Source organism: Roseateles sp. P5_B10, from assembly GCF_056400485.1.
In genome coordinates this window covers 1-558 of the sequence record NZ_JBFULE010001681.1, presented here as the reverse complement: position 1 = coordinate 558, position 558 = coordinate 1, and the positions used below count along the sequence as shown (strand labels likewise).

Below are 558 nucleotides of genomic sequence, written 5' to 3'. Positions count from 1 at the left end.
GTTCGATGCCTTCGGGCCGGGTCTCGATCTCGACGTCCAGCAGTTCGCGCCGCGACGTGAACCAACCTTCCGCGAGGCCGAAGCCGAGGGCGAAGTCCTCCAGATCGGCCGGCGTGGCCAGCATGACGGCCTGCGAGATGTCGTTGACCGTCAGCGCCACGGGCACCTCGGCGGCGACCTCTTCGTCAGTCGCCGTATTCAGGGGTTTCAATGTCCGCAGCGCGGCCTCGGTTTRCATGGCGGCGATGATAGAAGCCTCGTTTTGCTGGAGCCACCGTGTACCTGCCCGCCCATTTCAAGTCTGCCGACCTCGACCATGCATTGCGCCTGATCGCCGAGCATCCGCTGGCCTTGCTGATCGGGCCGGATGCGCAGGGCGAGAGCTTCGGCAGCCATCTGCCGCTGGTCGTCGTGCCGCAGCAGGACGGCCTTGTGCTGGAAGGCCATATGGCACGCGCCAATCCGCACTGGGGTTGGCTGTCACAGCAGAAGAGCCTGCTGGCCGTCTTCAGCGGCCCGAGCGCCTACATCAGCCCGAGCCACTATGACGCGGTGCAG

At 65.7% G+C, this 558-nt stretch carries 2 protein-coding genes; one reads left to right on the top strand and one right to left on the bottom strand.

What is annotated here, in order from left to right:
- Positions 1–238 (bottom strand): formate dehydrogenase accessory sulfurtransferase FdhD (locus tag AC1DU6_RS35310; RefSeq protein WP_477863234.1); only part of this gene is annotated, 238 nt, incomplete at its 3' end.
- A gap of 38 nt (positions 239–276) precedes the next feature.
- Here AC1DU6_RS35310 and AC1DU6_RS35305 point away from each other — a divergent pair.
- A partial coding sequence (locus AC1DU6_RS35305) for an FMN-binding negative transcriptional regulator (RefSeq protein ID WP_477863232.1) occupies positions 277–558 on the top strand: 282 nt, incomplete at its 3' end.